The following is a 26,116-nucleotide window of genomic DNA, read 5'->3' on the forward strand; positions in this document are numbered from 1 at the left end:
ATTGTTCAGCAACCTGGTGGGCAACGCGCTGAAGTTTACGCCGGCGGGGGGATCGGTGGAGATCGGGGCCGTGCAGGGCGCGGGGGCCGTGCGGTTCTGGGTGCGCGACACGGGTCCGGGGATCGAGCGCGACCACCTGCCTCGGCTGTTCGACCGCTTCTGGCAGGCACAGCGCGGGCGCGGCGCCGGCGCGGGCTTGGGGCTGGCCATCTCCCGCTCCATCGTCGAGGGCCATGGCGGCCAGATCTGGGCCGAAAGCGAACCCGGCCAGGGCAGCACCTTCTACTTTACGATTCCGGTGGCTCCCGCCGCCTGAGAAACGACGATCTCACGCGGAGGCGCGGAGAACGCGGAGAAACGGCGGAGTGCTCCGCGGTTTCTCTCCGCGTCCTCCGCGCCTCCGCGTGAACCCTGCGGTTTTTGCCTGGAGGAGGAATGGGTATCGGTACCGAGATCGGCTTCGTCCTGCTGCTGCTGGTGGCGAACGGCGTGTTCGCCATGAGCGAGATCGCCGTGGTTTCCGCGCGCAAGACGCGGCTTCAGCAGCGCGCCGAAAAGGGCGATGCTGCCGCGCGGCGCGCGCTGGAGCTGGCCGAAACTCCCGAACGCTTCCTCGCGACGGTGCAGGTGGGCATTACCCTGGTCGGTACGCTGGCCGGCGCCTTCGGCGGTGCGCGCATCGCCGAGCCGCTGGCCGAGACTCTCAAGGGGTATCCCGCCTTCGCTCCGTACGCCGACGGGCTGGCCATCACCCTGGTCGTGCTGGGCATCACCTACTTTTCGCTGATCATCGGCGAGCTGGTTCCCAAGCAGATCGGCCTGAACCATCCGGAGCGCATCGCCGCGATGGTGGCCGGGCCCATGAACGTGCTTTCGCGCATCGCCTCGCCGCTGGTGTGGGTGCTCACCGGGTCCACCGGCCTGGTGATGCGCATGCTGCGGCTGAAGGAAAGCGACGAGCCGCCGGTGACCGAGGCCGAGATCAACGTGCTGCTGGAGCAGGGCACGCAGGCGGGCGTGTTCGACGAGGAGGAGCAGGACCTGGTGGAGCGCGTCTTCTGGCTGGGCGACCAGCGCGTGGTGAACCTGATGACGCCGCGCCACCGGGTGAAGTGGCTGGACGTGAACGACGCGCCGGAAGCCAACCGCGCCCGCATGGTGGCGCAGCCGCTGACCCGCTACGTGCTCTGCGACGGCGAGTTGGACCGCGTGGTGGGGATCGTGGAGGCCAAGGACCTGTGGGCGGCCGGGCTTTCGGGCCAGCCGGTGGATGACCTTCGCGCATACCTCAAGCAGCCGCTGTTCGTCCCCGAGAGCACGCGCGCGCTCCGCGTGCTGGAGCTGTTCCGCGAGTCGGGCGTGCACCTGGCCGTGGTGGTGAACGAGTACGGCGGCACGGAGGGCGTGGTGACGCTGAACAACGTGCTCGAGGAGATCACCGGCGAGATGGGGGGGAGCGCGGCCACACCGTCGGTCGTGCGGCGAGACGACGGGTCGGTGCTGGTGGATGCGTCGCTTTCCATCGACGAGTTCCGCGAGGCCATGGACCTGCCCGAGCGCCGGGAGGACGACCGCGAGTACCGCACGGTGGGCGGCTTCATCTTCACGACGCTGGGCCACGTCCCGCGCCCGGGCGACCACTTCACCAGCGAGGGCCATCGCATGGAGGTCGTGGACATGGACGGCAACCGCATCGACAAGGTGCTCGTCATCCCGCCGCCGCGCACGCGGCATGAGAAGGAGTCGGCGGACGAGTAGGGGTTGGGAGCGGACGGACGGCGGGACGCGTCCTGAACGAAGCCGGCCGGCATCTCTCGCCACGGCGCCCCGTTGCGGCCGGTGGTGTTCCGCAGGGGGCATGGCGCTGGCGCTGTAGCGCCCCCATGTACCCGAGCGACGAGTTGAACGTCCGCATCGCCATCGCGCGAGCGAGGGTGCGCCAGCTGCAGCGGCGCACCGAGGAGCTGCGGCAGCGAGCCCGCGAGCTCGCCATGCCCGACGTACCACGCCCGCCCGCGCGACCTCCCTACCCGCTCCCGCCGCCGGACACAGCGGCCACAGTAGCGGATTGAGAGACACCGCGTTCCCGGCTGACGGTTCTCGCCGGAGGTCCCGTCAGTCTTGCGCAGACAGGAGCATGGCTGCTGGCAGTGCCACCCACTCCTCCGCCAAGGTCCGCAGTTCCACGAACTGAAGATCGTGCGGATCCAGTTGAAAATCGTGGCAGAGATCCGCCAGATCATCGGCAAATATCCTGTACCGCCGCCACACCTCCCCCGCCGAAAGCAGCAGCGCCGACCCGTCCAGCGACGTCGCCAGCCAGTTGCGGACGGCGCGGATCGCTTTCTCGGGATGGCCCTCGTGCGCCTTGATGTCCTGTCCGGAGATGTCGGAGCAGAACTTCTGAAAGCGGTATCGCTCGACGTCCAGGATCAGCGCCCGTTTTTTCTTCTGCTGCCCTGCGCCGAACTCCCGCGCGCCAAGAAAGAGACCCAGCTCGAAAGGCATGTTGAACCGGGGTAGCCCCGTCACAAGGTCGAGTTCCGTTCGTGAGATGTCGTGGATTCCCAGTTGCGAGTCGCGGATGATGCGCTGGATTTTCGCGATACGGACCTCACCGCCGTCATCCGCTTCGAGCGCGCACCTCGCCCGGAATCCGCAGGTGAGCACCGCGAACATCACCGCGCGGAAGAGCGGCTGGTACTCGTCATCGAACGGGCAGTTCAGGAAGATGTTCCGCTCATAGTCCCTGCTGGGGATCATGGCTCAGGGCCCCTCTCCAACGCTTCGACGCTGCTGGGCTCTCAACGCCTTCCGAGCCTCAGCCGCCTCGCGCCTCTTTGCGGCGGCCGCGGCTCGCTTTCTCTCACCTAGCCGAATGATCGCCGCGACCACCTCGTCGCGGTTGAGCCGGCCGGTATCATCTCCCCTCAACACCGTGGGATACTGCTTCTTCATCTTCGACCTCCGATCGATCAAGTGGACGCACGTTCTCCCCCAATGTATGTGCCTCCGATCTGGTGTGAAGGGGTCGAAAGAGAGCGCGGAAGTGTCTCCTGCGGCGTGAAATGACGTGGTGAGAGGCCGGAGGATCGTGGAGATCAGGTTCTCCGGGGACGATGCTATGGATGCGGGGCTCTCCGGATGGCGGGATTCGCATAGGAACAGGAAACGGCCCAGTTGTCACGCGTTGACGACTGGGCCGTTTCCGTCAGGGGCACCTACGCCAGCCGCACGATCAGGCCTTCATCGCCGCGGAGGCGGAGGGTGCGGTCGACTGGCTGGCCCTCGCTCCCTGGCAGCGTCCCGAGTTCTACCGTTCCCGATCCCCCGACACGTAGCGATGCCGGCTCGGAGCCCAGGTTCAGCGCGACCAGGAAGCGCGTTCCGCCGTGCGAGCGGGTAAAGGCGAGCACGCTTCCCTCCGCTTCCGCCGGGGCCCAGTAGCCGATGGAGAGCGCGGGCTCTCGCCGGCGCAGCGCCAGGAGGGCGCGGTGAAGCGTCAGCATGGACGCCGGGTCGCGCTCCTGAGCGCGCACGTTCACGCGCGAGCAGTCGGGTGAAAAGGGAAGCCACGGCTCCACGTCGGAGAAGCCCGCGTTTCGCGAGCCGTCCCACTGCATGGGCGTGCGGACGGGGTCGCGCCCCAGGCCACGGCCGGGGAGGTTCTTTTCCCACGGGTCCTGCACGCGTTCCGGGGGGATGTCGACGTTCCGCATTCCCAGTTCGTCGCCGTAGTAGATCGTTGGCGTGCCGCGCAGGGTGAGCAGCAGCATGGCCGCCACGCGCGCCTGGGCCGGGCCCACGCGGCTGGCCACGCGAGCGCGGTCGTGGTTGCCCAGCACCCAGTTGGGCCACGCGCCCGGGGGAAGGAGCGACTCGTACCGCCGGATCGCCGCGTCGATCACGCGTGCGTCCCACGGCAGCTTGATCAGCTGGAAGTTGTAGGGAAAGTGCACCCCCCGCCCGTCGCGGCCGTAGTAGGTAACGATCCGCTCCACCTCGTTGTAGATCTCGCCGATCATCACGCGGTCGCCGCCGTATCCATCCACCACGCCGCGCATCCGCTCGATCACCTCGTGGATCTCCGGCTGGTCCGACGAGTGCTCGTGAAGCAGCGCATCGTACGGGTCGTGAGAACCCTCGACGTACTTGGGATTCGCTGGATCGTCGCGGAACAGGTGGTCCTTGATCACCTTCTGCACGGCATCCACCCGCAGCCCGTCGGCGCCGCGGTCCAGCCAGAAGCGCACCACGTGGTGCATCGCCCGCTCCACGGCCGGGTTGCGCCAGTTGAGGACCGGCTGCTCGCGCAGAAAGGTGTGCAGGTAGTACTGGCGCGTGTGCGAATCCCACTCCCACGCGCTGCCGCCGAACGCGCTGCGCCAGTTGTTGGGCGGGCCGCCGCCGGGCGCGGGGTCTCGCCAGATGTACCAGTCGCGGCGCGGCGCCTCGCGCGACAGCCGCGACTCCAGGAACCAGGGGTGGCGGTTGGAGGTGTGGTTGGGGATGAAGTCCAGGATCACCCGGATGCCCCGCGCGTGCGCCTCGCGAACGACCGCGTCGAAGTCGACGATGCTGCCGAACACCTTGTCGACGGCTTCGTGGTCGGTGACGTCGTAGCCGAAGTCGCGCATGGGGGAGGGATAGAAGGGGCTGATCCACACCGCGTCCGCACCCAGCCACTTAAGGTAGTCCAGCCGCCGCAGGATCCCCGGCAGGTCGCCAACCCCGTCGCCGTTGCTGTCCTGGAACGAGCGCGGATAGATCTGGTAGATCACCCCGCTCTGCCACCACCGCGGCTCGCCCGCCTCCGGCACCCCCTCCACGACTTCCGTCATCACCCCTTACGACTCGTCGCCAGCTGCGGCAGCACGCGCTCGCCGAACACCTCGATGAAGCGCTCCTGCTGCTCGCGGTGCACGCAATGGAGGTTGATCTCCTCGAACCCCATCTCCACGTCTTCCGCCAGCCAGGCCAGGTGCTGCTCCACGTCGGCGGAGACGCGCATCTTCTGCTTCATGTCCTCGGGGCGCACGCACTCGCCCGCGGCGTCGAACTGCGAAGGAAGCCGCAGATCGGAAAGCACGGGGCTGGGCAGCTTCACCGTCTTCCACTGCTCCCACGCGCCGCGGGTCGCCTCCTCCTCCGTCCGGGCGAACGACAGCTGGGCCTGCAGGAAGATGGGCTTGCCCTCGCCGCCCCCGCGGCGGAAGGCGTCGATCATCTTCTGCATCGACTCGCGCGGCCCCACGACGGTGACCAGGCCGTCGGCCCAGCCGCCCATCCACTCCGCCGTCTCGGGCGAGAGCGCCGGGCCGATGATCTTCGGCGGCTCCGCGGGGCGTGAGTACAGCTTCGCTTCCTCGACCACCACGAGCCCGCGGTGCGTCACCGTCTCCCCCGCCCACAACGCGCGGACGACGTCGATGGCTTCCCGCAGCCGCGCGTTGCGCTCGGCCTTGGGGGGCCAGCGTTCGCCCACGATCCCCTCGTTCAGCAGTTCGCCGCTGCCGGGGGCGATCCAGAACCGGCAGGGGAACATCTCCGCCAGCGTGGCGGACGCCTGGGCGATGATGGCCGGATTGTACCGCCATCCACCCGGCACGGTGACCACGCCGAACGAGAGCGACGTCGCCTGCAGCGCCGCGCCCAGCCAGCTCCACGCGAACCCGCTGTGGCCCTGGCCTTCGCCCCAGGGGTGAAAGTGGTCCGACGACATGCCGCTCTGGAAGCCGGCCTGCTCCGCCTGCTGTACGTACTTCAGCAGGCGGCTGGGCGCGTACTGCTCGTGGCTGGCGTGGTAGCCGATGCGGGCCATCAGCGCGTGCTCGTCTTGCCTGTGATGGCGATTACCTCGCCCGAGATGTAGCGCGCGTCCGAGGATGCCAGGTAGACGTACGCCGTGGCGATCTCCACCGGCTGCGCGGGCCGCTTCCACATCGTATCCTCCCCGAACTTTGCCACGTGCTCCGGCTCCAGCGTCGCCGGGATCAGCGGGGTCCACACGGGCCCGGGCGCCACGCAGTTCACGCGGATGCCGTCGTCGGAAACGCTCTGCGCCAGCGTCTTGGTAAAGGTGTGGATGGCGCCCTTGGTGGCCGAGTAGTCGATGAGCCCGACGTTGCCCTCCATGGCCGTGATCGAGCCGGTGTTGATGATGCAGGCGCCGGCCTTCATGTGCTTGAGCGCGGCCTGGGCCATGTAGATGTAACCGTAGATGTTGGTGCGGAAGGTACGGTCCAGCTGCTCTTCGGTGATCTCGTGGATGGACGGCTGCTCCATCTGGTACGCGGCGTTGTTCACCAGGATATCGAGGCGCCCGAACTCCTTGGCCGCGGCCTGCACGAAATCGAAGCACGCCTGCCGTTCGCGCACGTCCATCCGCTGGACCAGGCAGCGCCGGCCCGCGGCCTCTACCTGCCGCTTCGTTTCCTCCGCGTCTTCGTCCTCGTCCTCGCTCAGGTAGCTGATGGCCACGTCGGCGCCTTCCTTGGCGAACGCGATGGCCACCGCCCGCCCGATGCCGCTGTCTCCGCCGGTGATGACGGCGGCCAGCCCCTCGAGCTTTCCGCAGCCCGTGTAGCTTTCCTCGCCGTGGTCGGCGCCCGGCTTCATGTCGTGATCGGTGCCGGGGTACGGCTGGTCGGTGTCCTTCTTCGACACCTTGGGCCCGGACAGGGGATCGCGGTCCAGCATGGTTTCGTAACTCCTGTTCGGAGTGTGTGTTGGCGAAAATCGGGAGCGGGACCGTTTGCAGGGACCGTACCCGGACGAGCGCAGAGAAAAACATTTCACGCAGAGGACGCAGAGAAAACGGAGAGGACGCAGAGGAGTCCGTGGCTGCCCTCTGCGTCCTCTCCTTCCCCTTCGCGTCCTCTGCGTGAAACTGTTGTTCGGATGCCGAACCCACGCACCGCCCTGAGTAGTGCTCATTCCGAACGTACGTCCGTCTGGCGCCAGCACTGGGTTCGGTGTAAGCTACGAGGAATTCGCCCCCCAGCCACCCGGGGCAGCAGCCTTCTCCCCCCTCAGGAGGCAGGAATGAGCGACCGTCCGTGGGTTTCGCACTACGCGCCCGGCTCCACGCCCGACATCCAACCCATCCCGTACAAGCACCTGCCCGACATGGTGCGGCAGCAGTCGGCCCGCTACGCCACCACCCCCGCGTTCACGCAGGTGATGCCCAACGGCATGGCGGGCGTGCTCACGTATGAACAGACGGAGCGCTTTTCCGACGAGTTCGCGGCCTACCTGCGCGAAACGCTGAAGCTGAAGGCGGGCGACCGGGTGGCCATCCAGATGCCCAACTCGCTCGCCTACCCCGTGGTGCTGTTCGGCGTGCTCAAGGCCGGGTGCGTGGCGGTGAACACCAACCCGCTGTACACGCCGCCGGAGATGATTCACCAGTTCAGCGACTCGGGGGCGCGGGTGCTGGTGATCAGCGACCTGTTCGCCGACCGTCTGCCCCCCGTGCTGCCCAAGACTAGGGTGGAAACGGTGGTCACGGTGCGCATCACCGAGTGGTTCTCGGCGCTGCAGGGCACGCTGATCCGCGCGGTGCTCAAGTACGCCAAGAAGCAGCTTCCGCCCACGACCGTTCCGCACACCACCTTCCAGGCGGCGCTCAAGGCGGGCCGGGCGGCGCTCGCGTCGGGCACGGACACGCGGAAGTACCTGGACGGCGTGAAGCTCGACGACCTGGCGGCGCTGCAGTACACGGGCGGCACCACGGGCGTCTCCAAGGGGGCCATGCTTTCGCACCGCAACCTGCTTGCGAACACGGCCCAGATGATCGAGATGAACGCCGAGTACCTGAAGGCCGGGCAGGAGTCCATCCTGACGGCGCTTCCGCTGTACCACATCTTTGCGTTCACCGTCAACCTGCTGCTCTTCTACCAGATCGGCGGGCACAACGTGCTGATCCCCAGCCCGCGGCCGCCCAGCAACCTCCAGAAGCCGCTGGCGAAGTTCAAGATCTCATGGTTCTCGGGGGTGAACACGCTCTTCAACGCCCTCGCGAACGAGGAGTGGTTCCGGCAGAGCCCGCCCAAGCTCAAGCTGTCCGTGGCCGGCGGGATGGCGCTGCACGGCTCCGTGGCCAAGCGCTGGCAGGAGGTCGTCGGCACGCCTGTCGTCGAGGGCTACGGCCTGACGGAGGCCTCGCCGGTGGTCAGCTTCAACCCCGTGCACAAGGTCAAGGAAGGGACGATCGGGATTCCGCTTCCCTCCACCTGGGTGCGCTGCGTGGACGAGTCCGGCGCCGACGTGCCGCTGGGGCAGCCGGGCGAGCTGATCTGCAAGGGCGACCAGGTGATGCTGGGCTACTGGCAGCGGCCGGAGGAAACGGCCAAGGTGCTGCGCGACGGGTGGCTGTTCACGGGCGACGTGGCGCTGATGGACGAGGATGGATACTTCAAGATCGTCGACCGCAAGAAGGACATGATCCTGGTCAGCGGCTTCAACGTGTATCCCAACGAGGTGGAAGAGGTGGCGGCCGGGCACCCGGGCGTGCTCGAGGTGGCGGTGATCGGCGTGCCCGACGAGCACTCGGGCGAGGCGGTGAAGGCGTTCGTGGTCAAGAAGGACGCGTCGCTGACCGAGGATGCGCTGATCAAGCACTGCCGCGAGTCGCTGGCGGGGTACAAGGTGCCGCGCCAGGTGGAGTTCCGCAGCGAGCTGCCCAAGAGCCCCATTGGCAAGATCATCCGCAAGGACCTGCGCGCCCCCGGCGCCGCGCCGACGGCGGCCAAGATCTAGCACGGACACGCTCCACAACCGAGACCGCGCCGGGACGAGGCATCGTCCCTGCGCGGTCTTTCGTTCACAGCCACAGAGCCTGTCATCCAGAGGCCCACGCGTGCGACCCTCTCCCACAAACAGCGTGGGAGAGGGCGTACACTTCGGGGTTTCGTGTGACGAGGCAGGCCCGGTGCTCGGGCCGGCGCCCCCCATCCCCAACCCTTCCCCCGCAAACAGCCGCGGGGGAAGGGAGCCAGTTCGATGCACCAGGCCAGCGGTGTCGCAATCGAATTCTCCTCTCCCCCATGGGGTTTATGGGGGAGAGGCCGGGAGAGGGGGGCGGCCGCGGCATGCGCCAGAGTCAGCCGAAGCGCGATGCTCCCGAACCATGCGCCCGAGCCCGTCGGGCCGGTGCGCTACGCCGCGGGTGATCCGAACCAGGTCGTCAGCGCCTGCGTGAGCCCCGCCTCCCTCCGGTCTCCCGTCCAGGCTACGTATCCATCGGGCCGGATCAACACCGCGGCGGGTGCCGTCACCGTCCCGATCGCCGGAAGCTCCCATGGGCCACCGTACCGGGCGTCGATCGACTGGACGCGATGCGCCCACGGGGTGATATCGAAAGCTCCGGGCTCGCCCAGGTTGAGGAGAACCGGCCGGGCACGATGCAGCAGGGCGAAGAATCGAAGAGGGCCGTCGGCTGTGGCCAGGTCAAGGTCGGGCATGCGCCGGCCGAGCAGCGGGTGTCCCTCGCCAAGCTCGTAGCGGATGCCCAGCCCCGACATCTCCGCGGCGAGCCGGCGGCGCGGCTCGTCCAGGGCGAGGATTTCGGACATCGCTTCGCGCGCCGCCTTGCTGCGGTCGTCAGGACGGAGCAGGGCGATCTGCGCCATCGTGTTGCGCAGCACGCGGGCGGCGACCGGATGCCGCTCGGCGTGGTAGGTGTCCAGAAGGCTTTCCGGCGAGGTCCCGTTGATGACCTGCGCCAGCTTCCATCCCAGGTTTACCGCATCCTGCACACCGGTGTTCAGCCCCTGTCCTCCCACGGGGCTGTGCACGTGCGCGGCGTCGCCCGCCAGCAGGACGCGCCGGTCGCGGTAGGTGGCGGCCTGCCGCGCCATGTCGGTGAACCGGGAGATCCAGATGGGGCTGTGTATGCCGTAATCCGTTCCGTAGACGGCGATCAGCGCCTCGCGGATGTCGCGCAACGTGGGATCGCCGGTGGCGCCGGGGTGCCGTTCGGTCAGCATGACGCTCACCGTTCCGCCCTCCTGGTAAACCACCCGGCCGTCCCGGATCTCATACTCCACCTTTCCCAGCGCGTGAACGCCGAGCGCGTCGTGGCGGATGCCGAGTTCGGGCTCCTCGGCCATCTGGACCTGGGCGATCAGGGCACTGGTCGTGGCGTCCCATCCGGGGAAGTCGATGCCCGCCGCCTTGCGGACCACGCTGCGTCCTCCGTCGCACCCGACGAGGTATTCCGCTCGCATCGACCGGCCGTCGGCCAGCTCCACGTTCGCCCCGCTGTCGTCCTGCGTGAAGCCGACCACCTCACATCCGCGGTGGATCGGCACCTTCAACTCGTCTACCCAGCCGGCCAGGATGCGCTCGATGTGGTTCTGCCACAGCCCGAGCCCGTAGTTGTGGCGAGTGGGAAAGTCGCTGATGTCCAGCCGGATCTGGGCGAACCCCGCGACCTGGGCCTTCTGCCCCTGCGCGAGGAAGCGTTCGGCGATTCCACGCTGATCGAGGACTTCGAGGGTGCGTGCGTGCAGGCCGCCCGCGCGCGAGCCGGCGAGCTCCTGGCTGGCGCGCCGCTCGACGATGCCGACGTCGACGCCCGCCAACGCCAGCTCCCCCGCCAGCATCAGCCCCGTCGGACCGCCTCCGGCGACCACCACGGCGTGGTGTGTCATCTTCGAGCCTCCCATTCCACGAGTTGTCAGCCTTGGCCGAGGACTTTTCGGCCCGGCAATCCTGGAGACTTCCCCGGGGCTGGCCGCAAGTCCCCGGGTGTGCTATATGTTGATCATGGCGAGGGGAGGATTCCCGTTTACCGCCGTCGAGACGTACGAAACCAGAGCGGGCGCAGGGGAGACCATCCCCCGCGCCCTTTGCGCATTCGCCAGTGGGAACGCTGCCGCGCGCCTACCGCGCCGCGTTCTGCCGGACGTAGCGGAAGCGCATTGTACGGCCGGGCTCGGTGAGGATTTTGAACTCCACACGCATTTCCTCGCCCTTGAGCACCCCCCTTTGTCTCGCCCGGTCCTCGAGACCCCGCTCCGCGAGCACAATCGTGTCCCCACGCGGACCGTGAAGCCCAAACGTGCCGCTGTAGCGATCCACACGCGTGCTATCGGGGCGGGGCTGTCCGTCGCACCGCACCCGGGCCTCGAACTCGCCCGAGTATTCGCCGTCGGCCCGTAGAACGAGCACGTCGCGGATCAGCGTCATGTCGCACGTATCACGAGGTTCGGACAGGCGCATCGTGTGCGGAAGCCGCTGCCCGTCACGTTCCAACAGCACGTATTCGCCCGCGACGTTCGACGGCGTTCGCACCCGCGGCCCGCCGTCCCGGCACGCTGACACGGCACACAGGCTCACGGCCGCGGCGATGCGGACCTTCAGGCTGTTTCGGATCCACATCCGGATCACCCGAGCGCGGCCGGCGGGCGGTAGATCCAGCCTTCCGTCTCGATGGTCTGGCGCGGCACGCGGTCCAGGCGGAACGGCTGGTCCAGGTCGTCGCGGCAGAGCCACGCCACCACGCACGCCAGGCAGGCGTCGCGCGCGTCCTCCAGCGTGCAGGCGATGGCTTCCAGCGACGGGTGATCGAACGAAAAGAAGGGACGGAACGCCGCCGGCCGGGCCCGCACCTCGCCCGGGCGGAACGGCACCTTCGATCCCTTGATCCCCAGGTCCTTCACGGCGCCGGCGGGATACACCTCGATCACCACCGTTCCCGCGTCCGCCCGCGGCGCCACCGGCGGGATGGAAACCTCGGCCGTGTCGAGCAGCTCCCACAGCACGCGGATGCCCTCCAGCGTCTGCCGGTACAGGCGCAGGTCCAGCGGCGCCATCGCCCCGTTGGTGTCCGTCGCGCGCGGGGCCTTGTGGAAGGTGGGGAGCCCCTCGCGGATCTCCTCCGGCGGCCGGTCTGCCACCCACGACGCCACCCCGCGCCAGGTCCGCTCGCGCAGCCCCTCGATGGCGTTCATCACCTCCACCGGCAGGCCGAAGGGAAAATCCGCACCCCAGAGGATGCCGTCCTCCGGCGCCGCGCCGGCGTGCCTGCGCCATCCATCCGCCACAAACGACACCAGGTCCGCGCGAAAGGGCTGCGGGCAGAGCGAGACGATGCACAGCTTGCCGTCGCGCTCCTCGCCGACGACCGTCCACAGCGTGGAGAGCGGCTCCTTGGCGCCGGAAAAGTCTACGCCGCCGAAATAGCGGAACCGGCTCACGCGCGCGCTCCGCGCCGGGCGAGGGCGGCGGACATCGGAAAAATCATCGGTCGGGATGTGGGGAGATGAGCGATCAGCGCGGAACGCGAGGCGAGTTCACGGCCCGCACGAGGAAGTCCTCCGTGCGCGCCATCGCGCCGGGAAACGACGAATACCGGTGGCGGCCCTGGGGATAGCGATGGTACTGCCAGGCGGCCGTGTCACGCCCCATGCCGCGCATCACGGCGTTCAGCCGGTCGCCGTGCGCAACGGACACCTTGGGATCCAGCGCGCCGTAGTGCCCCCGCGCGGGTGGCAGGCGGTGCGCGAACCAGGCGGGCGACCGCCGCAGCAGCTGCATGCGCGCCTGCGGCACGGTGGTGCGTCCGTCGCGCAGGGCAAAGAGCACGCTGTCGGCCAGGTACCCGGCCCCGGGCAGGCGCGCCACGCGGCTGCCCAGCGCGCGGCCGGCCAGGCGGCGGACCTCGGGCAGCAGGAAGTCCGTGGGCCCGACGGCACTGACCACCGCCTTGATGCGCGGATCGCGGATCGCCATGAGCAGCATCACCCCGCCGCCGCGGCTGCGGCCGAACGCGGCGATGCGCGTGCTGTCCGCTTCCGGAACGTGGGCGAGCACGGCGTCCAGGAGCGCGATGGCGTCGTCCACGTCGCGGTCCCACGGGCTGGGCGTGCCGCCGGAGCGCCAGCCGCGAAACGGCGTCAGGCGCAGCGTCTCTGACCGGAACGAGGGGAGCACCTGCACGAACCCGCGCCCCAGCCGGCCGGAGTGGAAGAAGTGATAGCCCGTGGCGCCGTCGTCGCCCCCATGGCCGATGACGAGCACGGGAAGCGGCCCGGCCGCGCCGTCGGGAACGCGCACAGCGCCGTAGTGGCGCGCCCCGTCCACCACGTGGGAGACGACCATCGTGCGCCCGGTGGCGCCGTCGCGCACCACGTGCTCCACCCGGAAGTCGTGCACCCGCGTGTCGCGCGCCGCCCAATCGGCCTCCACGGCCGCGATCTCAGCGGCCGTGGGCGGGGCGAACAGCGCGTCCAGCAGCGGCCTGGATCGGGCGGCAGGCATGGCGTGCGCGCACCCGCCCAGCGCCAGCAGGAGGCAGGTGGCGGCGGCGAGGCGGGGATGCGCCATCACGCCCGCCCTGCGCTCACGGCGTGGTGGTGGCGGGAACGGCGCCCCGGTACCACTCCACCACCTGCGGACGGCGCTCGCGATTCCAGAAGCTTTCCTGCGCCATCAGCGCTTCGATCTCGTCGATCTCGCGCGGGGCGCCCTCGGTCACGCGCTCCAGCCCGGCCTCGGTAATGAAGTAGTCGTCCTCGATGCGCACGCCGATGTTGCGGTACTGCTGCACCTTGGGGCGAATGCGGGCGATCAGCTGCCGGTTGCGCGGCGTGTCGGGAAGGTAGTCCAGCGCGTCGGCGCGAATGTAGACGCCGGGCTCGATGGTGAACGCGCTTCCCACCTTGAAGCCGCCGCCGTAGTTGGGGTACGACGGATCGGGGTCGTGCACGTCCAGCCCAATGCCGTGCCCGATGCCGTGCATGAAGAACAGCGCCGCCTGCGGGCACTGGCTTCCCGGCGAGCACTCGTAGGTTGCGTCGGCCGACTCGATCAGCCCCAGCCGCGCCAGCCCGTCGGCCACGACTTGGAACGCGGCCTGGTGCACCCGCGCCAGCGGCGCGCCGATGCGGGCCGCGCGCTCCCCCGCCTTCTGCGCGTCGAGAACGATGGTGTAGATCTGCCGCTGCTCCGGGCTGAACCGCCCGCTGACGGGAACGGTGCGCGTAACGTCGGCCGTGTACCCGGCGTACGAGGCGCCGATGTCCATCACTAGCGTCTCGCCTGCCTGCATGAAGCGGTCGGCCTGGCGGTAGTGCAGCGTGGTGCTGTTGGGCCCGGAGCCCACGATGCTGCCGAACCCGGGGCGCTCGGCGCCGTAGCGGCGGAAGGTGCCCTCGATCAGCCCGTGGATTTCGAACTCGTTCATCCCCGGCTCCGCGGCGCGCATGGCTTCGCGGTGGGCCAGGACGGTGATGTACACGGCGCGGCGGATGAGGTCCAGCTCGGCCGGGGTCTTGGTGGCACGGATGCGGAACAGGGCGCTGCCCAGGTCCTGGACGCGCGTCAGGTTCTTGTACTGCTCGCGCAGGCGCTGCGCGTACTGCTGGTCCGGGCGCAGGAACTCGCTCCGCGAGCCGTCGGGGCTCAGCGGGTTGAGCGTGTACAGGGTGGTCGCCTGGCTGAGCGCGGGGCGCAACGCTTCCTGCATCTGATGCACGGTGCGCGTGGGGATGCCGGTGAGCGCCTGCGCACGCTCCGGACCCAGCCGCGGGCCTTCCCACACCTCGCGCGAGGGGTCGCGCGCCAGCACGAACAGGTGTTCCGTCACCTGCCCGCCGCTCTTGACGATGGCCAGCACGGCTCCCGGCTCGTTCACCCCCGTCAGGTAGCGGAAGGGCGAGTTCTGCGCGAAGCTCGTGTAGTCCGTCTCGGGCTCGCCCGCGCCGAGCGCCACCAGCACGCCGTCGCCCATGCCCGCGGCCAGCTGCTGGCGCCTGCGCGCGTGCTCCTGGGCGGAGATGGGGGCGGGCGCGGGCGTGGCCGCCATGGTGAACGCGTCGGGGCTGCCGCGTGGGGGCGGAACCGGGCCCTGGGCGCGCGACGGCAGGACGAGCGCCGCCGTGGCGAAAACGGGCAAGAAGGCGTGGCGCAGGGCTGCGTTCATCGTCGTGTGGGTCGGGAGTGCCGAGAGTTGCGTCACCGGACGGTGACCTGGGTTTCCAGGGCAGCGGCGGCGTCCCACCCGGTCCCGGGATAGGTATGGATCACCCGAACGGTGTAGGTGCCGGGTGCCACGTCGCGCAGCGTGGCGGTGTACGGAACGGACCCGATCGACTGGATGCACATGGCGTCGGGATCTGCCCGGCCTACGACGCGAACGGAGAGCGTCTGCCCCTGCTGCTGCAGCTCGCCCGAGAGCTTGTAGCAGGGGTTGGGCGTCTGCATGGTGCCGCGGATGGCGATCTGTGCGCTCCCCGCGGTGGCTGTCGCGCCCTGCTCGCCCCCGCTGGCGCTGCCGCCCTGGCCCTGCTGGAATTCGAGCTTCACTTGCTGGGCTCCGGTAGAAGGTGCGCCGCCACCGGGCGAAGCGGGCGGCTCGGACGTGCCTGCGTCAGAGGCCGCGGGACGGGCGCAGGCGGCGAGCACGAGAACGGTGAGCAGGACGGCTTTGCGCATCTGGGTAACCACGGTGAAGGCGGTAACTACGGTCAAAACGCATCGACGCTACAGCTCCGCCGCGCCACAGGTGCAGTGCGCATAGTGCCGGTCGGGGCCGGACGGGCGCAAGTGCCCGGCGGAGCGCTCGAAGCACGTACTCACGCACTTTCCAGCCCCAGCTGCGCGGCGAGGGCGGCCGGGTTCGTGACCGGCTGCTGGCAGGCGAAGTGCTCGCACACGTACGCCATGGCGCAACCTCCCTCGCCGTTCGACCCCGCAGGAGCGGGATCAGTTCCTCGTCGCCGCCCCGTCCGCGCGGCGGAGGGCGGTGACGGTGTTCGGCAGGTAGGCGCCGCCGACTACGCGGAACAGCGCGTCCGTATCTGCCTCTCCCGGCGTGCCCAGAACGCTAGATCGACCGGCGTGCCCAGGTGAAAATCCAGCGCCGAAAGCAGGTGTCCGAACGCCGGCCATCGTGTCGGCCAGCGACTACAGCACCCGCCGCGCCACGCGCGAGGACCGCTCGTCTCCCACCAGCTCGGCCAGGTGTAGCAGCGGCCCAGTGAACGCGGCGGTTCGACTGGCTCCGGCGCTGCCTCGGCTGCCCTCTTCCCCCGGCCCCCTCTCCCGCAAGCGGGAGAGGGGGAGAACTGCACCAGGTTCTGGTCGCGCCACAGGGTCGAACTCGCGTCACGGCAAGCCAGTCTGCGAAGGCAGACTTCGTGTGGTTGTTGCAGCGAATTCATTCGCCCGAAACGGCTGGGACTCGCACCACCGCCCCGGCGAATGCGCCCACACTGGGCTAGCGAGCTTGGGACCCGTCTACCAGGTGGTTCAGCGGGCCATGGCCGGCTCCGTAGCCCGGGGCGGCGCGCATGGCCCGCTGCACGTAGTCCAGCGCGTCTTCCACTGCCTGCCGCAACGGCCGTCCGTGCGCCAGTCCCGCAGCGATGCCCGCCGACAGCGTGCAGCCGGTACCGTGCGTGCTGCGCGTGTCCAGCTTGGGGCGGGTCCACTCGTGCCATCCGCGCCCGTCCCACAGCACGTCCACCAGCTCCGCTCCGCGAAGGTGGCCGCCCTTGAGCAGGGCGGTGCGCGCGCCCATTTGCACCAGCTGCTCGGCGGCGCGGCGCATGGTGTCGCGGTCTTCCACCGCGAAGCCCACCAGCAGCGCCGCCTCGTCCAGGTTGGGCGTCGCCACGGCCGCCAGCGGCAGTAGCTCATCGATGATGGTCCGCACGGCATCTTCATCCAGTAGCCGATCGCCGCTCGTAGCCACCATCACCGGGTCCAGTACGTAGTTCGGCACGGCGTGCTCGCGGATGGATTCCGCCACGGCCCGCACCAACTCGGCCGTAGCCAGCATCCCCGTCTTGCAGGCGGCGGGGGGCAGGTCCTGGGCTACGGCGCGGATCTGCGCGCGCACCGTGTCTACCGGAATGGCGTGCACGCCCGTCACGCCGCGCGTGTTCTGCACCGTGATCGCGGTGACCGCCGTCGTCCCAAAGCAGCCGAACGCGTGAAAGCTCTTCAGGTCTGCCTGGATCCCCGCGCCGCCTCCCGAGTCGGACCCGGCGATGGTCAGTGCGATGGGCGGCTTGTGGATCGTGCTGCTGGTCATGCCCGGGTCGTTCGGGTGATTCGGATCGTGAGGACCACAGGGTACAGGCGCTATCGCCGCGGCGCAAACGTGCGTGTGACGAGAGCAGCGTGTCGCGCCGCTGCCCCGCTCTGCCCGTCAGCGGAAGAGCTCGTCCACGGCGAAGCGCCACCCGGGCACCGCGGGCTCAGCGTCCGCAAGGTCGCCACGGCGGAAGAGCGAAGGCCGGGCGGGATCGTCCGCACGGAAGACGCGGATCACGCCCGCGCGCAGCACATCCACGTCCCACACCACCTGGGTGCCGGCTGCGAAGTAGTCGGCTCGCTTGACCGCCATCTCGCGCTCGGCGGTCAGCCCGTAGTCGCCCTCGCTGCGCACCTCGATGGCCAGCGCGGGGGCGCCCTCCATGAAGCGTCCGCCCGTGTCGCGCCCCGTGTACCAGGCGCCGTCGGGGCAGAACGACTTGCGGTGCGGAAGATCCACCGCGTACCCACCGCCCGGAAGCGCGTAACCGCCGCCATGCGCCGCCTCGTGGTCCCACAAAGACCGGCAGATCGCGGCTGCGGCGCGCGTGGAAGTGAAGCCACTTGGGTCTATGATGACGATCTGTCCGTTTACGAGTTCGGCCTTGCCTTCGACCCCGTACAGGTCGTCGATCGTGGCTGGGCGGGGGAGCTCGAGAACTTTCATTCGGTACCTCCGTGGTGCGTCGGGGGGCCGTGTGACCGAGGACAAACTTAACGCTCGTCACATGGATTGCAAAGCAAAATTGTTTCCGCCATGGACGGGACGAAGACGTTCAGCGGAAAGCACTTACGTCGTGGGTTTCTGCGATGAACCTGGGTGGTAGAGGCACACGAGCCGCCATCGTCTGCACCTGAATGGCTAGCGATTCGCCGCGAGCGGTCCCAGGTTGGCGGGATGAGCAACGTTCATGAAGGGGGTTGACAACCGCTGGAGGGCCGTTTAGACTCACCTGCCTTGGGAGTCGCGTCCCGATGATTGCCAGCCTTTTCGCAGTGCGGAGGGCCGGCCCCCGGACCACGTTGCGTGGACCGGCGGCATCATGACGCGGCTCTTTTTTGTTGCTGCCCGGTGGAGCAGAATCCACCATGAACCGGAGATCGGAGCTTCGATGACCATGTCCTTCGTCCAGCCCACGAACATCCACCCCGCGGCCCGTCTGGCTGTACTGGGGCTGGGAGCGTCGTGTGCCAATCGGACGACCGGCGATCATCGTTGGGTCATGGAAGTGTCGGGCAGCTCCGGTATCGGATTCGGAAGCGGGCAGGACCGGCGGGACGACATGTTCGGCGGCGGGGGAATGGGAACGGGCGCGCGGTAGGCGCCCGGTTCCGGACCAGGGGAGCGATGCACGTCGCCCCGCCCGCGCAGCTTGCCGGGCGGGGCGATTCTTTTTTCGGCATCCAGGGGAAAGGGAGGACGATGAACGCTGACGAGGGATGCGGATGGTGACGGACCGGGCCGGCGGGGCGTGAGGCCTCGCCCGGGTGGACAAACGCGACCCCCCGCGGCCGCGGCGGATCGTTCCCGCCGGCCCAACGCAGGAACCGGCACGTGGTGGCCGTAGCTCAACGGGAGAGCGTCGGATTGTGAATCCGAAGGCACGGGTTCGACACCCGTCGGCCACCCCAGCCGGGGCGTAATGCACCGGAATGCCTGTCCACCCGCGGACGGGAAGATGGACCTGTAGCTCAGCTGGTAGAGCGCTGTTCCTTCCCCACTCCTCGTCCGCCACCGCGCGGGCCGAAGGCGGAGGGTTATCGACTGTCACTCGAGAGGTCGCGGGTTCGAGTCCCGCCAGGTCCACTGAAGAGAGAGCGTACCCCGTAGCTCAATGGGTTAGAGCGCCGTGCTGCCTCGCCGATCACCCACGCCCGCCTCGCGCGGGCCGACAGGCAAGGCTTAACGGACGCGGAGGTTGCGGGTTCGAGCCCCGCCGGGGTACCTGAAAGAACGGATGGTAGCGGCCCGGGTGGGTCGAACAGCTTCGGTTATCGCGCCCAATCCCGGGAAACATGCGACCCCGGGGACCGAGCTGATCCCTCATCCGCCCGGGCCAAAACGAAGTGGAGCCGCGGTCCGGCCGTGGCGATCCTCCCCAGTTACGTCCGCTCCGGCGGGCCGAGGGCGGAGGGTTATCCGGTGAGCCCGGGGTTCGAATCCCCACCGGCCGCGCGCTCCACACCTGGCATCCCGGGCCGAATTCGCCCGGTTAACGTCTTCAAAACGTCTCTCCCATGTGGAGGGCCAGCCGGACGATGCTCCCTTGCCCGGGGCGCCAGGTTTCCACCGCCGAGCGAACGTTCGCCCGGCACACACATCACCCCCGGCCCGGAAAGGAGGGCGAGCAACATGCTGGACTTCACGAAGCACTTCGCGACCCGCATCCGGGCGATGCTCACGCCGCAGAGGGAGCCCATCCCCGGCTCTACGCAGGTGCCCAACTCGGCGGGCGGGTTCGCCTGGCAGCTCGGAAACTGGGACCGGCTGGACCGGTTCCTGGTCCTCGGTTCGGAGGGCGGAACGTACTACGTCGGCGAGCGGAAGCTCACGGCGGAGAACGCCACCGGCGTGGCCGAGTGCATCGCGCAGGACGGCCCCCGCGTGGTCGCCCGCGTGGTGGAGATGAGCGAATCCGGGCGCGCGCCCAGGAACGATCCCGCGCTGTTCGTCCTGGCGATGGCGGCGGGGATGGGCGACGAGGCGACGCGGGCGGCGGCGCTGGCTGCCCTGCCGCGGGTGGCGCGGACGGGGACCCACCTGTTCCACTGGCTGCAGTTCGTGGGTGGGTTCCGCGGGTGGGGGCGCGGTGTGCGCCGGGCGGTGGCGGCGTGGTACACCAGCAAGGAGCCCCGCGACCTTGCCTACCAGCTCCTGAAGTACCCGTCGCGCGACGGGTGGTCGCACCGTGACGCGCTGCGTCTGGCGCACCCCCGGCCGGAATCGCCGGAACAGCGCGCGCTGTTCCAGCGCACCGTCGCCAGGAACCGTGAGGCGGCGGCGCTGGTGCCGCTGCAGGGCGACGCGCTGGCGCAGGTGAGGGCGGCGGACCGGCTGCACCGGGAGGAGCTGTCGCCCGGCGAAGCGGCGGAGCTGGTGCGCGAGCACCGGCTGACGCGCGAGATGCTGCCCACCGCGCTGCTGAACCAGGCGGAGGTGTGGGAGGCGCTGCTGGAGCGGATGCCCCTGACGGCGCTCGTGCGCAACCTGGCCACCCTGACCCGCGTGGGAATGGTGGCGCCGGGGAGCGAGGCGGCCCGCACGGTGGCCGAGCGACTGGCGAACGGCCCCGCGCTGCAGAAGGCGCGGGTGCACCCGGTGCAGGTGCTGTCGGCGCTGCGCACGTACGCCAGCGGCCGGGGCGTGCGCGGGCAGCACACGTGGCAGCCGGTGGCTGAGGTGGTGGATGCGCTGGACGCGGCGTTCTACCTGTCGTTCGCCTCGGTGCGGCCCACCGGCAGGCGCACCATGCTGGCATTGGACGTTTCGGGGTCCATGGCGGCCATGGTGATGGGGCTGGAGGGGCTGAGCTGCCGTGAAGCGTCGGCGGCGATGGCGCTGGTGACGGCGGCCAGCGAGCCGGAGCACTTCTTCACGGCGTTCACCTCCGGGCCGTATCCCTCGCAGTGGGGTGGAATGACCAGCGGGCTCTCGACGCTGGCCATCTCCCCGCGGCAGCGCCTGGACGACGTGGTCCGGTCCATCTCAAGCATGGAGTTCGGGGGCACGGACTGCGCCCTGCCGATGCTGGAGGCGATGAAGCACGGGTGGAAGGTGGACGTCTTCGTGGTCTACACCGACAACGAGACGTGGGCCGGCTCCATCCACCCCGCCCAGGCGCTCCGCCAGTACCGGGAGCGCACGGGCATCCCCGCGAAGCTGGTGGTCGTGGGGATGGCGTCGAACGGGTTCACCATCGCGGACCCGGATGACGCGGGAATGCTGGACGTGGTGGGCTTCGACGACGCCGCGCCCCAGCTGATCGCCGACTTCGCGCGCTGAACGCGGCACGTCCCGGTACGCCGGGGCGTGCCGCCGGCGCCGGAGGATCGGGAATTCAACGATTGAATCGTGAGATGAACGGGCTGAAGCACATGCAGGGCCTGCCGGAGCGGCCGGCCGGGCCCGGAGACTACTACGAGGTGACCACCGAGTTCGCCGTGTGGTACGTGTCGGCCGATACGGCGGCACGAATCGGCAGGGCGCTGGAGCGCAGGTGGAGGCCGAGGTGGATCAAGCTGGTGGACCTGTCGGGCAGCCGCGCGTGGGTGCGCGCGGACCGCATCGAGTCCGTCAGCGAAAGTACGGAGCGGCAGCGCACCCGCGACCGCCAGTTCCAGCACCTCCGCCGCAAGGAAGTGCGCGCCGACCGCCGCTGGGACGACGAGGAGTAGGCGGAGTTACCGCGCCTCGACACGGTCTCGTGGCAGGCACTCCGGACCGGAGAAACGCACGTACAGCGCGTCGGGATCCCGGAGCAGGGCCGGGTTGTGCTCCAGGAAGATCAGTTCGGATTGGCTGAGCGTCCGGATGTACACCTCGCCGGCGGCAGTGGGATTCGCACGGCGGATCGGAGCAGGGAGCCGACGACCACGACTGCGTTGCTGTCGCCGATGGACTGCAGGAGCGCCGCTGCGCCGATCAGGCGTCCGTGGTCGGCTTCCGATTGAGGCTTCTCGAGCGCGGCGAGCTTAACCGCGCGCTCGGTTTCCGCGAGCCGCTGGGTGACCGCATCACGGCTGAAGAAGGCCTTCAACCGCGAGCGCAGCCGAGCCCACGAACTTCGGTGATCAGCCACCGGCCGAGCTTTCGAGTTCGAGCCCGACTTCGGCGAGAAGGTCGCCCAGGGCACGAACGACGCGCTCGTGCTGTCCCGGCGCCGGGTTGGAGATGAACACGTAAACCGGCACCCCACGCTGGAGCCGCTGCGTGGACGAGCGCGTGGAACCGGTGAAGCTCCAGGCGCGACGGCGGAGACGCTGGAGGGTCGCGGAGAACCCGTTGGCCGGCGTGAAGCGCGCGACGCGAGCGTTTGTCTGTGTGAGCATGGTTCTTTCTCCGCGTCCGGGGTGTGAGCGTTTCGCGCGAACGGATGGAATGTTGCGACGTTCACTCCGTCCATCAAGGGGTACGTAAAAACCGGTACCAGCGTTGTCGGATAACGAGATCCGGGCACTCGCGAAGAGAGCTTATCGGTGCGCGTGAGCGGCGTCGGCGCCGGTCGATACGGGATGAATACGGGGCACCTGCGTGTCCCGCTCTACGGGTGAGGAACCGATGCGAATCTTTGGGCAGCACGATGAGAACACCATCCGCCAGGCGCAGGACGTCGCCAGTCGCGCCGAGCGCCTTGCGCTGATGGCGGACGGGCACCTCGGCTATGTCATGCCGATCGGTGGAGTGGCGGCGTACCGCGAGAAGGTGTCGGTGGTCGGAGTAGGCTTCGACATCGCCTGCGGAAACGCGGCGATCCGCACCAACCTGAACGTGGGTGGCATCACGCGCGGGCTGACGCTGGACGAGATCCGGCGCAACCCGCACCGGCTGGCGGAGGACCGCGTGGCGCGCGGGCTGGCGGACGAGATCCAGTCCACCATCTCGTTCGGCATCGGCCGCAAGAACAACGCGGACGACGCGCCGACCGATCACCCGCTGTTCCTTGATCCGGCGTGGTACGCCATCCCCAACACGGGCGGCTACCGCGACACGCTCAAGGACAAGGCGCGCCGCCAGCTCGGAACGGTCGGCAGCGGCAACCACTACGTCGACGTGTTCGCCGATGAGGAGGGCACCGTGTGGGTGGGCGTGCACTTCGGAAGCCGCGGCCTGGGGCACACCATCGCGTCGGACTTCCTTTCGCTGAGCCAGGGCGGCGGCTGGGGCCAGCGCGCCAAGGAGGCCGAGGTACTGCTTCCGCTGGACCAGCCCGTGGGCCACGACTACTGGCAGCTGATGAACCTGGCCGGCCAGTACGCGTACGCCGGGCGCGAGTGGGTGGCGCGCAAGGTGGTGGAGATCCTGGGCGGGACGGAGATGGAGCTGGTGCACAACCACCACAATTTCGCCTGGCGCGAGACGCACACCTCGCCCGAGGGCGAGACGGTGGAGTACGTGGTGGTGCGCAAAGGCGCCACGCCGGCATTCCCCGGCCAGAAGGGGTTCATCGGCGGGTCCATGGGCGACGACGCGGTGATCGTCCGCGGCGCCGAGCCGGCCGACGAAGAGACGGCTGCGCTGCAGCGCGAGGCGCTGTTCAGCACCGTCCACGGTGCGGGCCGGGTGATGTCGCGCACGGCGGCCGCCGGCAAGGTGCACCGAAAGACGGGGCGGGTGATCAGCCCCGGAAAGATCAGCCGCGAGATGATGGGCGACTGGATTGCGCGAAAGGGCGTGATCCTTCGCGGCGGCGGCCTGGACGAGGCGCCGCAGGCCTACCGCCGCCTGGAGAAGGTGCTCCAGTCCCAGGGGCCCACGATCGTGGTGGAACACGTTCTCCAGCCGCTGATCGTGGTCATGGCGGGCGCGGGGGAGATCGATCCGTACAAGGACTGAACGGCGAGTGCGGGAGTGCGAAAGTGCGAAAGCGGTTTCCCGAGAGTGGAGGGTGCGACGGGCAAAGGGATCGGCTTCCCCATCGACAACGATGAGCAGTTCCCGGCCGCGATGGCCCGAACGCGATTTCATCGCCGCGCCCTGCCTGAAGCTCTGATGCACGGGACTGAAGATCGAAGTCACAGACCGGGTGGGATGCGCGTTCTTTCCGTGCATCCCACCCGAGCGAAATCCGGAGATGAACATGACCTTTTGCACGATTCCCCTGGCTGTCCGCCGTGCACTGGCGCTGTGCGGCGCCCTTCTCCTGGCCGCGTGCGATCCCGGCCAGGCCACCTCGACCCAGGCGGTGGTGGGCAGCTGGCGGACGGCGGAAGTGCAGGGGAGCGGGTCGCAGTCGCTGCAAACCGAGCAGTGGGTGGATCTGCTCGCGGACGGCACCTACCGGTGGACCACCCAGGTCCGTGGCCCCGGCGGGCGGCCGGATGACGGGCTGATCGAGACGTACGAGCACTCCGGCTCGTGGAAGATCGTGGGCGACCGGCTTGCCCTGCGGACGGTGACCGGAATGGGCTGGCGCCAGGGGCGGGGAGGGTACCAGGCGGACTACGTGGGAGAGTGGAACGATCAGCACCGCATCGAGGTGGACGGCGACGAGATGAAGCTTCACTACATGACCCGGCCCGAGCAGTCCATCCTCCCCTACACGCTCGTCTTTGAGCGGATGATCGACACCGGCCCCTTCCCGATGAGCCGCTGACGTCTCGCCTTTGCAGCCGCCCGGTCGAACGAAAAGCCTCCCCACGGTATGGGAGGCTTTCCGTTATCGCTGCGGCACATCCGTCCGCTTCAGCCCCGGCGCGCGGGGCGAAACCGGGCTTACTGCGTAAGTGCGTCGATACGGCGCAGGAGGGCGCGCCACACCATCACCTGCGCCTGGTCGCCGGGAAGGACGAACTCGTCGTTGCCCACCCGGGCGCGCAGGGTGTCGGCCGCGGCAAGCGTCCGCAGGTCGGCCAGGGGGATCGAGTAGCCGAGCGCCTCGTCCACCTTCACCATCCCGCCGCCGGCGTGCACGTCACCGTCGTGCACCGCCTGGCCCAGGTTCACTCGCGGGCCCTTGTTGCTGATGAAGATCAACTCGCTGTTCTGCAGGTACTGCCACCCGTCATAGCTTCCCGTCTGCATGACGAACACCACGTCGCGCGGCCGCCGGGGTTCCCGCCCGGGCGTGGTGAACGAGGTGGTGGTCATCACCAGCTCTCCGGGGGAGAGCGCGGTGCCCGGCATGGCGATGGCGCCATTGGCGGTCATCGTGTGCTCGTTCTTGAACTCGTCGTACGCCGACACGATCGACTTGTCGGCGGTTTCCGGGCTGAACCGGAGGGCGGCCTGAACCGAGCACGCGGCCAGCGACAGCGTCAGCACGGTCCCGGCGAAAGCAGCGAACCTCATCGTGGAGCCTTTTCGTGGAGATGGTGGGAACGGGGAGCATCCCGGCGGGGGCAGCATGCCAGAGATGACGGACAAGATGGCAAACATCTGTGTGCCCCGCTACCCCCGCTCGAACCCGACGGGTTACAAATCTTGCATAACCCTGTGGGAGGGATACGCACGACTGACGAGGAACGGGCATGACGACGACGGGAGAGGCGTGATGAAACTGCTGGTGATTCGCCACGGGGTGGCGGGCGAGCGCGAGGACTGGGCGGCACGGAGCGGAAAGCCCGATGCCGAGCGGCCGATGACGGGTGAGGGACGGCGGAGGATGCGGCGCGGCGCGCGCGGGCTGCGCCGCATCGTTCCCGACATCGACGTGCTGGCGTCGTCGCCGCTCGTGCGGGCCGTGCAGACGGCCGAAATCATCACCGCGGCGTACGGCGGGTCGCTGGCCATCGAGACGGTGGACGAGCTCTCGCCCGAGCGCCGGCCCGACGAGCTGCTGGGCTGGCTTCGCGCGCAGCAGCCCGGCGCCACCGTGGCCGTGGTGGGCCACGAGCCGCACCTGGGCTTCCTGGTAGGCTGGCTGCTGACGGGGCGCAACGACTCGTTCGTCGCCTTCAAGAAGGGCGGCGCCGTGCTGCTGGACTTCGACGATCCCCCGGTAGGCGGCAACGCGGTGCTGGCCTGGGCCATCGCGCCGCGGCAGCTGCGCTGGCTGGGCGAGCGGCAGTGAGCGGCCCCGCGCTGCTGGACCTGGGCGCCCCGCGCGCCGCCCGCTGGCTGGCCCTGCGCTTTCTGGAAGAGGCGCGCACCGGGCGCACGCGCCTGGGGGACGCGGAGGATTCGGAGGCGCTCCACGACTTCCGCGTGGGCCTGCGCCGGCTTCGCAGCACCGTGCGCGCCTACCGCGAGCACCTGGACGACAGCGTCGGCGGCAAGGACCGGGGGCGGCTGAAGCGCCTGGCCGCCGCCACGGGCGACAGCCGCGACGGTGAGGTGATGATCGCCTGGATGCAGAAGCACGCCGGCGGCCTCTCCGAGGTGGAGGCGCCCGGCGCCGCGTGGATGCTGGAC

25 protein-coding genes and 3 tRNA genes are annotated in these 26,116 nt (G+C 69.2%); 12 read left to right on the forward strand and 16 right to left on the reverse strand.

The genetic code is table 11. The features are described 5' to 3' along the window. On the forward strand, positions 1-316 hold a 316-nt coding region (locus VIB55_RS07655; RefSeq protein ID WP_331876082.1), incomplete at its 5' end, for an ATP-binding protein. 119 nt (positions 317-435) lie between these two features. Continuing rightward, complete coding sequence (locus VIB55_RS07660) at positions 436-1,758, forward strand: hemolysin family protein (RefSeq protein WP_331876083.1); 1,323 nt, start codon at positions 436-438, stop codon at positions 1,756-1,758. Positions 1,759-2,115: 357 nt separating this feature from the next. Here VIB55_RS07660 and VIB55_RS07665 read toward each other — a convergent pair whose 3' ends face one another. The 5 genes from VIB55_RS07665 to VIB55_RS07685 form a co-directional block, all read right to left on the reverse strand. After that, complete coding sequence (locus tag VIB55_RS07665; RefSeq protein ID WP_331876084.1) at positions 2,116-2,763, reverse strand: hypothetical protein; 648 nt, start codon at positions 2,761-2,763, stop codon at positions 2,116-2,118. 3 nt (positions 2,764-2,766) lie between these two features. Beyond that, entirely contained in the window at positions 2,767-2,958 is a 192-nt protein-coding gene (locus VIB55_RS07670; protein ID WP_331876085.1) for a hypothetical protein, read from the reverse strand. A 263-nt stretch (positions 2,959-3,221) separates the two neighbouring features. Further along, a complete protein-coding gene (locus tag VIB55_RS07675) occupies positions 3,222-4,841 on the reverse strand; it encodes an alpha-amylase family glycosyl hydrolase (RefSeq protein ID WP_331876109.1) in 1,620 nt (539 codons plus the stop codon). Beyond that, the gene (locus tag VIB55_RS07680; RefSeq protein WP_331876086.1) at positions 4,841-5,821 is read right to left on the reverse strand and encodes a TIGR03885 family FMN-dependent LLM class oxidoreductase; all 981 of its coding nucleotides are present in this window, start codon (positions 5,819-5,821) and stop codon (positions 4,841-4,843) included. The genes VIB55_RS07675 and VIB55_RS07680 overlap by 1 nt, the downstream gene beginning before the upstream one ends. After that, positions 5,821-6,699 carry an SDR family oxidoreductase gene (locus VIB55_RS07685; protein WP_331876087.1) on the reverse strand — a complete coding sequence of 293 codons (879 nt, stop codon included), beginning with the start codon at positions 6,697-6,699 and terminating at the stop codon, positions 5,821-5,823. The genes VIB55_RS07680 and VIB55_RS07685 overlap by 1 nt, the downstream gene beginning before the upstream one ends. A gap of 345 nt (positions 6,700-7,044) precedes the next feature. Between VIB55_RS07685 and VIB55_RS07690 the strand changes: the two genes are divergently transcribed. Further along, complete coding sequence (locus VIB55_RS07690; protein ID WP_331876088.1) at positions 7,045-8,760, forward strand: AMP-binding protein; 1,716 nt, start codon at positions 7,045-7,047, stop codon at positions 8,758-8,760. A 398-nt stretch (positions 8,761-9,158) separates the two neighbouring features. On the opposite strand, the gene VIB55_RS07695 is transcribed toward VIB55_RS07690, so the two are convergent. From VIB55_RS07695 to VIB55_RS07730, 8 genes are all read right to left on the reverse strand, one after another. Beyond that, on the reverse strand, positions 9,159-10,655 hold the full coding sequence (locus VIB55_RS07695; protein ID WP_331876089.1) for an FAD-dependent monooxygenase: 1,497 nt from the start codon (positions 10,653-10,655) through the stop codon (positions 9,159-9,161). Between the two features lie 232 nt (positions 10,656-10,887). Beyond that, complete coding sequence (locus VIB55_RS07700) at positions 10,888-11,193, reverse strand: hypothetical protein (RefSeq protein ID WP_331876090.1); 306 nt, start codon at positions 11,191-11,193, stop codon at positions 10,888-10,890. Positions 11,194-11,390: 197 nt separating this feature from the next. Further along, positions 11,391-12,203 (reverse strand): DUF429 domain-containing protein, encoded by an 813-nt coding sequence (locus tag VIB55_RS07705; protein WP_331876092.1) that lies wholly within the window; start codon positions 12,201-12,203, stop codon positions 11,391-11,393. 73 nt (positions 12,204-12,276) lie between these two features. After that, on the reverse strand, positions 12,277-13,332 hold the full coding sequence (locus VIB55_RS07710) for an alpha/beta hydrolase family protein (protein WP_331876094.1): 1,056 nt from the start codon (positions 13,330-13,332) through the stop codon (positions 12,277-12,279). Positions 13,333-13,348: 16 nt separating this feature from the next. Beyond that, entirely contained in the window at positions 13,349-14,929 is a 1,581-nt protein-coding gene (locus VIB55_RS07715; RefSeq protein WP_331876095.1) for an aminopeptidase P N-terminal domain-containing protein, read from the reverse strand. A 32-nt stretch (positions 14,930-14,961) separates the two neighbouring features. After that, positions 14,962-15,312, reverse strand: a complete 351-nt coding sequence (locus VIB55_RS07720) for a hypothetical protein (protein WP_331876096.1) — start codon at positions 15,310-15,312, stop codon at positions 14,962-14,964. Positions 15,313-16,225: 913 nt separating this feature from the next. Next, positions 16,226-17,044, reverse strand: coding sequence for a bifunctional hydroxymethylpyrimidine kinase/phosphomethylpyrimidine kinase (thiD, locus tag VIB55_RS07725; protein ID WP_331876097.1), 819 nt, complete (start codon positions 17,042-17,044; stop codon positions 16,226-16,228). A gap of 117 nt (positions 17,045-17,161) precedes the next feature. Next, positions 17,162-17,713 (reverse strand): Uma2 family endonuclease, encoded by a 552-nt coding sequence (locus VIB55_RS07730; protein WP_331876098.1) that lies wholly within the window; start codon positions 17,711-17,713, stop codon positions 17,162-17,164. Positions 17,714-18,604: 891 nt separating this feature from the next. Here VIB55_RS07730 and VIB55_RS07735 point away from each other — a divergent pair. The 5 genes from VIB55_RS07735 to VIB55_RS07755 all read left to right on the forward strand — a co-directional run bounded on the left by VIB55_RS07735 (position 18,605) and on the right by VIB55_RS07755 (position 21,441). Further along, a tRNA-His gene (locus VIB55_RS07735) sits at positions 18,605-18,678 on the forward strand. 49 nt (positions 18,679-18,727) lie between these two features. Further along, a tRNA-Asp gene (locus tag VIB55_RS07740) sits at positions 18,728-18,853 on the forward strand. Positions 18,854-18,867: 14 nt separating this feature from the next. Beyond that, a tRNA-OTHER gene (locus tag VIB55_RS07745) sits at positions 18,868-18,992 on the forward strand. 407 nt (positions 18,993-19,399) lie between these two features. Beyond that, positions 19,400-21,049 (forward strand): TROVE domain-containing protein, encoded by a 1,650-nt coding sequence (locus VIB55_RS07750; protein ID WP_331876099.1) that lies wholly within the window; start codon positions 19,400-19,402, stop codon positions 21,047-21,049. Between the two features lie 74 nt (positions 21,050-21,123). Continuing rightward, a complete protein-coding gene (locus VIB55_RS07755) occupies positions 21,124-21,441 on the forward strand; it encodes a hypothetical protein (protein ID WP_331876100.1) in 318 nt (105 codons plus the stop codon). 110 nt (positions 21,442-21,551) lie between these two features. On the opposite strand, the gene VIB55_RS07760 is transcribed toward VIB55_RS07755, so the two are convergent. Together VIB55_RS07760 and VIB55_RS07765 are read right to left on the reverse strand one after the other, a co-directional pair. After that, the gene (locus tag VIB55_RS07760) at positions 21,552-21,803 is read right to left on the reverse strand and encodes a hypothetical protein (RefSeq protein WP_331876101.1); all 252 of its coding nucleotides are present in this window, start codon (positions 21,801-21,803) and stop codon (positions 21,552-21,554) included. 34 nt (positions 21,804-21,837) lie between these two features. Then, positions 21,838-22,095 (reverse strand): hypothetical protein, encoded by a 258-nt coding sequence (locus VIB55_RS07765; RefSeq protein ID WP_331876102.1) that lies wholly within the window; start codon positions 22,093-22,095, stop codon positions 21,838-21,840. 229 nt (positions 22,096-22,324) lie between these two features. Between VIB55_RS07765 and VIB55_RS07770 the strand changes: the two genes are divergently transcribed. After that, a complete protein-coding gene (locus tag VIB55_RS07770; RefSeq protein WP_331876103.1) occupies positions 22,325-23,599 on the forward strand; it encodes an RtcB family protein in 1,275 nt (424 codons plus the stop codon). 244 nt (positions 23,600-23,843) lie between these two features. Further along, positions 23,844-24,359: a hypothetical protein gene (locus tag VIB55_RS07775; RefSeq protein WP_331876104.1), complete on the forward strand. Its 516-nt coding sequence runs from the start codon at positions 23,844-23,846 to the stop codon at positions 24,357-24,359. A gap of 119 nt (positions 24,360-24,478) precedes the next feature. On the opposite strand, the gene VIB55_RS07780 is transcribed toward VIB55_RS07775, so the two are convergent. Further along, positions 24,479-25,054, reverse strand: a complete 576-nt coding sequence (locus VIB55_RS07780; RefSeq protein ID WP_331876106.1) for a hypothetical protein — start codon at positions 25,052-25,054, stop codon at positions 24,479-24,481. A 202-nt stretch (positions 25,055-25,256) separates the two neighbouring features. Here VIB55_RS07780 and VIB55_RS07785 point away from each other — a divergent pair, with 202 nt between their 5' ends. Together VIB55_RS07785 and VIB55_RS07790 are read left to right on the forward strand one after the other, a co-directional pair. Beyond that, positions 25,257-25,775 carry a SixA phosphatase family protein gene (locus VIB55_RS07785; protein ID WP_331876107.1) on the forward strand — a complete coding sequence of 173 codons (519 nt, stop codon included), beginning with the start codon at positions 25,257-25,259 and terminating at the stop codon, positions 25,773-25,775. Beyond that, positions 25,772-26,116 (forward strand): CHAD domain-containing protein (locus VIB55_RS07790; RefSeq protein WP_331876108.1); only part of this gene is annotated, 345 nt, incomplete at its 3' end. The genes VIB55_RS07785 and VIB55_RS07790, both read left to right, overlap by 4 nt.

The sequence above is a fragment of the Longimicrobium sp. genome (genome assembly GCF_036554565.1).
In the GTDB taxonomy this organism is placed as follows: Bacteria; Gemmatimonadota; Gemmatimonadetes; order Longimicrobiales; family Longimicrobiaceae; genus Longimicrobium.

What these genes read in the sequence shown, in the direction of transcription:
- VIB55_RS07755 (WP_331876100.1), top strand. Translation starts at nt 21,124, where the DNA reads ATGAACGGGCTGAAGCACATGCAGGGCCTGCCGGAGCGGCCGGCCGGG.
- VIB55_RS07750 (WP_331876099.1), top strand. Translation starts at nt 19,400, where the DNA reads ATGCTGGACTTCACGAAGCACTTCGCGACCCGCATCCGGGCGATGCTC.
- VIB55_RS07715 (WP_331876095.1), bottom strand. Translation starts at nt 14,929, where the DNA reads ATGAACGCAGCCCTGCGCCACGCCTTCTTGCCCGTTTTCGCCACGGCG.
- VIB55_RS07695 (WP_331876089.1), bottom strand. Translation starts at nt 10,655, where the DNA reads ATGACACACCACGCCGTGGTGGTCGCCGGAGGCGGTCCGACGGGGCTG.
- VIB55_RS07670 (WP_331876085.1), bottom strand. Translation starts at nt 2,958, where the DNA reads ATGAAGAAGCAGTATCCCACGGTGTTGAGGGGAGATGATACCGGCCGG.
- VIB55_RS07675 (WP_331876109.1), bottom strand. Translation starts at nt 4,841, where the DNA reads ATGACGGAAGTCGTGGAGGGGGTGCCGGAGGCGGGCGAGCCGCGGTGG.
- VIB55_RS07780 (WP_331876106.1), bottom strand. Translation starts at nt 25,054, where the DNA reads ATGAGGTTCGCTGCTTTCGCCGGGACCGTGCTGACGCTGTCGCTGGCC.
- VIB55_RS07685 (WP_331876087.1), bottom strand. Translation starts at nt 6,699, where the DNA reads ATGCTGGACCGCGATCCCCTGTCCGGGCCCAAGGTGTCGAAGAAGGAC.
- VIB55_RS07710 (WP_331876094.1), bottom strand. Translation starts at nt 13,332, where the DNA reads ATGGCGCATCCCCGCCTCGCCGCCGCCACCTGCCTCCTGCTGGCGCTG.
- VIB55_RS07775 (WP_331876104.1), top strand. Translation starts at nt 23,844, where the DNA reads ATGACCTTTTGCACGATTCCCCTGGCTGTCCGCCGTGCACTGGCGCTG.
- VIB55_RS07665 (WP_331876084.1), bottom strand. Translation starts at nt 2,763, where the DNA reads ATGATCCCCAGCAGGGACTATGAGCGGAACATCTTCCTGAACTGCCCG.
- VIB55_RS07680 (WP_331876086.1), bottom strand. Translation starts at nt 5,821, where the DNA reads ATGGCCCGCATCGGCTACCACGCCAGCCACGAGCAGTACGCGCCCAGC.
- VIB55_RS07700 (WP_331876090.1), bottom strand. Translation starts at nt 11,193, where the DNA reads ATGACGCTGATCCGCGACGTGCTCGTTCTACGGGCCGACGGCGAATAC.
- VIB55_RS07660 (WP_331876083.1), top strand. Translation starts at nt 436, where the DNA reads ATGGGTATCGGTACCGAGATCGGCTTCGTCCTGCTGCTGCTGGTGGCG.
- VIB55_RS07770 (WP_331876103.1), top strand. Translation starts at nt 22,325, where the DNA reads ATGCGAATCTTTGGGCAGCACGATGAGAACACCATCCGCCAGGCGCAG.
- VIB55_RS07730 (WP_331876098.1), bottom strand. Translation starts at nt 17,713, where the DNA reads ATGAAAGTTCTCGAGCTCCCCCGCCCAGCCACGATCGACGACCTGTAC.
- VIB55_RS07690 (WP_331876088.1), top strand. Translation starts at nt 7,045, where the DNA reads ATGAGCGACCGTCCGTGGGTTTCGCACTACGCGCCCGGCTCCACGCCC.
- VIB55_RS07765 (WP_331876102.1), bottom strand. Translation starts at nt 22,095, where the DNA reads ATGCTCACACAGACAAACGCTCGCGTCGCGCGCTTCACGCCGGCCAAC.
- VIB55_RS07785 (WP_331876107.1), top strand. Translation starts at nt 25,257, where the DNA reads ATGAAACTGCTGGTGATTCGCCACGGGGTGGCGGGCGAGCGCGAGGAC.
- thiD (WP_331876097.1), bottom strand. Translation starts at nt 17,044, where the DNA reads ATGACCAGCAGCACGATCCACAAGCCGCCCATCGCACTGACCATCGCC.